At 39.8% G+C, this 5,933-nt stretch carries 6 protein-coding genes and 1 pseudogene; 4 read left to right on the forward strand and 3 right to left on the reverse strand.

What is annotated here, in order from left to right:
• Positions 1–842, reverse strand: a pseudogene (locus QZ055_RS07715) (sel1 repeat family protein); the annotation flags it as partial.
• A 182-nt stretch (positions 843–1,024) separates the two neighbouring features.
• Positions 1,025–1,807, reverse strand: coding sequence for a basic amino acid ABC transporter substrate-binding protein (locus QZ055_RS07720; RefSeq protein WP_295825796.1), 783 nt, complete (start codon positions 1,805–1,807; stop codon positions 1,025–1,027).
• Between the two features lie 248 nt (positions 1,808–2,055).
• Here QZ055_RS07720 and QZ055_RS07725 point away from each other — a divergent pair, with 248 nt between their 5' ends.
• Complete coding sequence (locus QZ055_RS07725) at positions 2,056–3,237, forward strand: amidohydrolase (protein ID WP_295825798.1); 1,182 nt, start codon at positions 2,056–2,058, stop codon at positions 3,235–3,237.
• Here QZ055_RS07725 and QZ055_RS07730 read toward each other — a convergent pair.
• Positions 3,230–3,556 carry a hypothetical protein gene (locus QZ055_RS07730; protein ID WP_295794500.1) on the reverse strand — a complete coding sequence of 109 codons (327 nt, stop codon included), beginning with the start codon at positions 3,554–3,556 and terminating at the stop codon, positions 3,230–3,232. The genes QZ055_RS07725 and QZ055_RS07730 overlap by 8 nt on opposite strands.
• Positions 3,557–3,705: 149 nt before the next feature.
• Between QZ055_RS07730 and QZ055_RS07735 the strand changes: the two genes are divergently transcribed.
• The 3 genes from QZ055_RS07735 to QZ055_RS07745 all read left to right on the forward strand — a co-directional run.
• Positions 3,706–4,845: an HAD family hydrolase gene (locus QZ055_RS07735; RefSeq protein WP_295825800.1), complete on the forward strand. Its 1,140-nt coding sequence runs from the start codon at positions 3,706–3,708 to the stop codon at positions 4,843–4,845.
• Positions 4,846–5,183: 338 nt separating this feature from the next.
• Positions 5,184–5,381 (forward strand): DUF362 domain-containing protein, encoded by a 198-nt coding sequence (locus QZ055_RS07740; RefSeq protein ID WP_119206251.1) that lies wholly within the window; start codon positions 5,184–5,186, stop codon positions 5,379–5,381.
• Positions 5,382–5,638: 257 nt separating this feature from the next.
• The coding region (locus QZ055_RS07745; RefSeq protein WP_363178928.1) for a glutamine amidotransferase-related protein at positions 5,639–5,933 on the forward strand (295 nt) is incomplete at its 3' end.

Below are 5,933 nucleotides of genomic sequence, written 5' to 3' on the forward strand. Positions count from 1 at the left end.
ATCATGGCTGGATTGCCAAGGTTTGCTGCCCTTCTAGCTACGCGGCGGGCGTTCTCAAAGTCCCCTTCGTCGATATAGATATTGCGCAAATTTCCTTGGAACATGGCAAGCCCATTATAGAGCGCTTTATTAAGCCATCTTTTCGCCAAATCCGATGCGTTTTCTTGCAATTTCTCGTCTGATGTTGTCCCTTGTAAGGCTGCAATCCGATCGTGTATGGAACCGCCTTGTAGACTTTGTTGGAAGCGTTTAGCCCAACTTAGAGGCGGTGGCGTAATCATATCTTTTGCTGATTCAATGCGATTGTCGTCGCGCCAGAAAAATACATTGCCAATTACATACTGGCAATAGGCGTCGTCTTGCTCTGCATAATGGTGGACAATGCGGAATGCATCGTCAAAGGAGATTTGCATATCCTTTTCCACAGTAGGTGTAATAGAGCCTTTAATGCGCAATGCTTGTAAGTTACCAATAGGACTACAACGGCGAATACTATCGTGTAAGCATTGATAGGTGCGCATATTGTCCTCTGGGAAATTAGATTCCTCCCACGTAAAGCGGGGGCCAGCATAAACGCGTGCTAAAAGGGCATATGCATCACCTAGCTCGCGTGCTTCTGGATCATTAGCGATTTTAAGCACATCCTCTTTGCTTTTAATTTCGCTTTCAAGAAGGGTAGACATATCATTTCGTAAGGCTCGATGATTAGTTGACACTGCATCTTGCTGATTGTTAACAATCAGTTCAAGCTGACGCAAACCCTCTTGGGCCGCTTTTTGATTATAAGATGTAAAAATCATGTGGAAGACCTTTTGTAGGCGTTCCGTAAAGTACTGTGCCATAAGGCCTCCTTTAATTAGTTACATTTACTATAGAATACGTATTTATTATATAACGAACGCAAGGGACCGTAAAAGAGGGATAGAATAAAAAATCCCCTCTGAAAAAACTTTGAAATCACAATACTGTGGGTTCTGTAGTCTTTCAGAGGGGTCATATTTATCCTAGTTCATAGGGATAGATATTATTTTTTGTTGTAATCGCCGAACCATTTGTCGTAGATTTTTTGGTAAGTGCCGTCTTCTTTAAGTTCTTTAAGAGCTTTGTTAACAGCTTCTTGTAAAGCTTTGTTGCCTTTTTTAACGCCAAGAACTGTACCTTCAGCTTTAGTAGGTTCGCCTACGAGTTTAAGGTCTTGATCAGCACCTTGTTTGAGGTAGTACATAGCCACTGCATTATCGATGATAGCACCGTCGATTGTACCAGCTTTCAATTCCATGAAGATATTAGCATTGGAATCGATTTGTTTTACTGTTGTACCAGGAATTTTTTGAGCCATTTCAACAGGGATTGTACCGATTTGAGCACCTACAGTTTTACCTGCTAATTCATCCATGTTGTGGATTGTTGTGTTGTCTTTACGAACAACTGTGATGAAACCGCCTTGGTCGAAGTATACATCGGAGAAGTCCAATGCTTTTTCACGTTCAGGTGTAGCGTTGATACCTGCTGCGATCATATCGATATCGCCAGATTGAACTGCTGGAATCAAAGCATCGAAGCCCATGGATTTGAATTCCATTTTTAAACCTAATTTTTTCGCAATTGCTTCGGACAAATCAACGTCGAAACCAACGTATTTGTCGCCTTCAGTGAATTCGAATGGTGGGAATGTAGTTTCAGAACCTACACGCAATACACCTTCTTGTTGTGTCATTTTTGGTTTGTCATTGCCACAACCAGCCAATAAACTCATTGCTGCTACCGCTACGAGGGCGATGGCTGTCAATTTTTTGAACTTAAACATAGAAACCTCCTCAAACATCCATATACATGGTTTATCAAATTCTGTTTATATTGTACGGAATTTTACAATAATAGGCAATAACATTGTATAATTAAGAGTAAATGAGTTTTATATTTATCATTATATTTAAAATTTTTATTTAAGATGGCTCTCTCTTAGGCCATATTTTATAGTAATATAACATTTTCCATTTTAGGTTGTAGAGCATCTTCATTCTTTACAATCATTGACGTATATATGGAGGCACTATGTCCCTTATCAATACATTTTCTGATCTTTGTAAAAGCTTCGCACCTGATGCGTTTGCTATCAATTATACATTAGCTAAGAACCCTGAACTGTCGAGTCATGAATTTGAGTCCGTTAAAACGATCGGCGCTGTTCTTGAAAAACATGGCATGGATGTTACCTATGAATTCTGTAATTTGCCGACAGCGTTCAAGGCTTCTGTTGTGAAAGTAGATCATCCAAAAGGTCGTTTGGCAATTTTATGTGAATACGATGCACTCCCTGAAGTAGGCCATGCATGTGGTCACTCTGCCAGTGGCTCTATGAGTGTTCTGGCAGCATTAACACTACATAAAATGCAACAAGACGGCGTTGCTTTCAATATGGACATTGATATTATCGGTACACCTGATGAAGAAGCCACCGGCTGTAAGGTGGATATGTGTAACGCAGGGGTGTTTAAAGATTATGATTTTGCTATCATGGTTCACCTTGATGGGGAAGAAACACGACCTAATTCACAATTCTTGGCGCTGGACTGTTTCCGCGCTCGTTATCATGGTAAACCAGCTCATGCAGCTGGTGAGCCTTGGAATGGTATTAATGCGGTGAATGGGGTGCAACTCGCCATCCATGCTATGGATATGATGCGTCAACAAGTACGACCAGAAAGTCGTATTGGTACGTGGATCATTGCTGGTGGTACTGCATCCAATGTCATTCCTGAATTTGGCGAATTAGAGGTAACCGTACGTCATACTGAACGTGAATATTTGAATGGTCTATCTGAACAGATTAAGAACATCTTTGAAGGGGCCGCTCTCTGTACTAGCACTACTGTAGATGTAGAGTTCTATGGCAATCCTTATGATGATATGAACCAAAACCATAGAGGAACAGCTCTCATTGAAGACGTAATGTCTGATATGGGCATTGATTTCAAGCCAGGCCCAGCAGATATCGGGGGCAGCTCAGACATTGGTAATGTTAGCTATCAATGTGCTGCATTACATCCTAAATTGCGCCTTGCTGGGGAAGATAAGGTGTGCCACTCTAAAGAATTCGCTGCAGCTATGCTAGAATCTACTATTGAACAAACAATTGTGGATGGAGCCAATATTATAGGCCGCACCTTGTTACGATTGGTAGAAAATCCAGCTGTATTAGAAGAAATCGTTGCTGAATTTAATGCAACTAAATAAAGCGTTTTCTATATCTATCAGGATGGCTGTAATAGTGTAGGTAGAATTCGTGGTCTTTTTCAGATTTATTAATGATGGATGATAATGAGATGTTTCCGTTTATAAAGCTCTGAATTTTGGTGAAATAGGCACCTAACTCACGGTCGTGATAATAGAGCGTCCAGACCACGTTATTTCCCGCGATGACTGGAATGTACTTAAACTCAAGGAATTCAAATAAACCAGCGATAGTGATATCATCTGGAACGACAAATTCCTCCCGATGATGATTCATATCATCGCCTGCACAAACTGCATCTCGATCAATTATGATACGCATATGATTTCACTTCCTATCTATGCCTTATATACTATCTATGTCTTACATACTATCTGTGTATTCTTTTAACAGATATATTTGTAACTATTACTGTACTACTGATTGAAAATAATATCTATCCATTTATATACCGTATTAAAGGAGACATCATGTCCTCAACTGAAACCTTACAAATTAAAAATTATATAGGTCTCACCGGTGATAAACCCATCCGATTCATTGCATCCGACGTAGATGGAACCTTGGTTAATGATGCGAAAGCAATTCCTAATGAGGCTATCGAGGCGATTCGTGCCGCTCGTGAAAGTGGCATTCGTGTAGCCATCGCTTCTGGTCGTGCTTGGAATGAAATGAACGATGTCATCGAGAAGTTGCCATGCTTACGCTATTTTATGTGTACCAATGGTGCCTATGTAATGGATAAAGATGAAAAACGCACTTTATTCCATGTAACATTTGATAAAGAACAGGCCTTATATTTATTGCGTAAACTCTTAACCTATGGCGTTTATGTAGAGGCCTATGTGAAAGATAAAATCTACGGCATGTATCCGCCATCTCGTTGTATTACGCCGGAACGTTTATGTGCCTGTGCAGATGAACGTAATGAGGGCGATGACAGTAACACAAAGAGTTCTCATAGCGTAATGAATAATCATATTTCTGCTGATACAGAAGGTCATCTGCCTGGTGAAACCCATGATCACTATGCCTTAGCCGAAGGTGATGAAGCAGCGAATATAAATATGTCTGAGTGTGAAGTGGAACAGTCTAATTTCTTTTTTAGACCTAATATTCGCCCATTTATCTTGGCAACACGTACGATGGTGCCTGATTTACTAGCTCATATGGAAGCCTTAGACGAAGGCCCTGAAAAGATGCAAATCTTTTACGGTGACGAGCCTATGCGCCAACGCATCTTACAAGACTTACGCGATGAATACCAAGGTATGTCTCACGATGGTACAGGCCGTGAACGTTTTTATGATGTATTACTCTCTAGTGAAGGTAACTTAGAGTTCGTATTACCACATACCACAAAGGGGACAGCTGTTGAGGCCTTAGCAAATCACTGGGGCTTTAGTCCAGATGAAGTTATGTCACTGGGCGATAGTGAAAACGATCTATCTATGCTACGCTTTGCTGGCGCTAGCGTTGCTATGGGCAATGGTAAACCGAATATTAAAGAAGCAGCGCGTTATGTGACGACGGATAATAACCATCATGGCGTGGCTAAAGCAATCTATTCAGCTATTGCGTACAATAATGAATTACTAAAAAAACAGTAATCATACCTCAAATTAGAAATACTACCAGTTAAAAGTAAATCTTTCTAATCTGGATTGTGCTCGATATGTGTAAATTTGAGATACTACCAGTTAAAAGTAAATCTTTCTAATTTGGATTGTGCTCGATATGTGCAAATCTGAGATACTACCAGTTAAAAATAAATACTTTTAACTGGTAGTATCTGAAAAAACTATATATATTTGTTTGTCGGTTTGTATTCCAGTCGGTTTTATAGTGAGGCATTGCTCGAAAGTGTATTACAGGTAATACATTGCTTTAGCTGCTGTTAGAGCGAATGTTAAGTTAGTTTGATTAAACCTGTAGGAGGTGATGTAGAATGGGAAATCTAAAGTTTAATATAGATGATACTTGTGTTAAGTGCGGTGCGTGTGCCGTAGATTGTCCTGTTCAATGCATCACCCAAGGAGAGACTCGGTTTAATATAGGTAAAGGCTGTATCGGTTGTGGCGATTGTTATTCCATCTGTCCTGTAGGAGCTGTAAAGATGTCTAAACGTGAGCCTGAGAAAGAATAGTCTCTTGAAAGGGTAGAGTCTCTTACAGGGCATCTCACTGTATTGAGCGTTGTATAGAGTAAAACTAAAATCCGAACATTAAAATATTAATCATAAATTTCATACGGAATATATGGAGTCCATATACTTCGTATGGTATAATGAAATGTAATGAAATTTAGCGTTTTGTTCGAGAAAACGCACCGCCAGTACAGAAATGTAAGGGTATTAAAAAATAGTGAATATACTTTCACAAATAGATGCATATGGAGGAAGGCATGGAAAACAAGGAATTTGTTATTGTTGTTGACTTTGGTGGTCAATATAATCAATTGATCGCGCGCCGTGTTCGTGAAAATCACGTATACTGCGAAGTATATCCATACAACAAAGCGCTGGACAAAATTAAAGAATTAAAACCGCAAGGTATCATCTTCACAGGTGGCCCTAACAGCGTGTATGAAGAAAACTCTCCAAAAATCGAAAAAGAGATTTTTGAACTTGGTATTCCAGTTCTAGGCATGTGCTATGGTATGCAATTTATGGCGCATACATTGGGTGGCGAAGTTAAAT

Origin of the sequence: uncultured Veillonella sp., assembly GCF_905209685.1 — a bacterium.
In the GTDB taxonomy this organism is placed as follows: domain Bacteria; phylum Bacillota; class Negativicutes; order Veillonellales; family Veillonellaceae; genus Veillonella.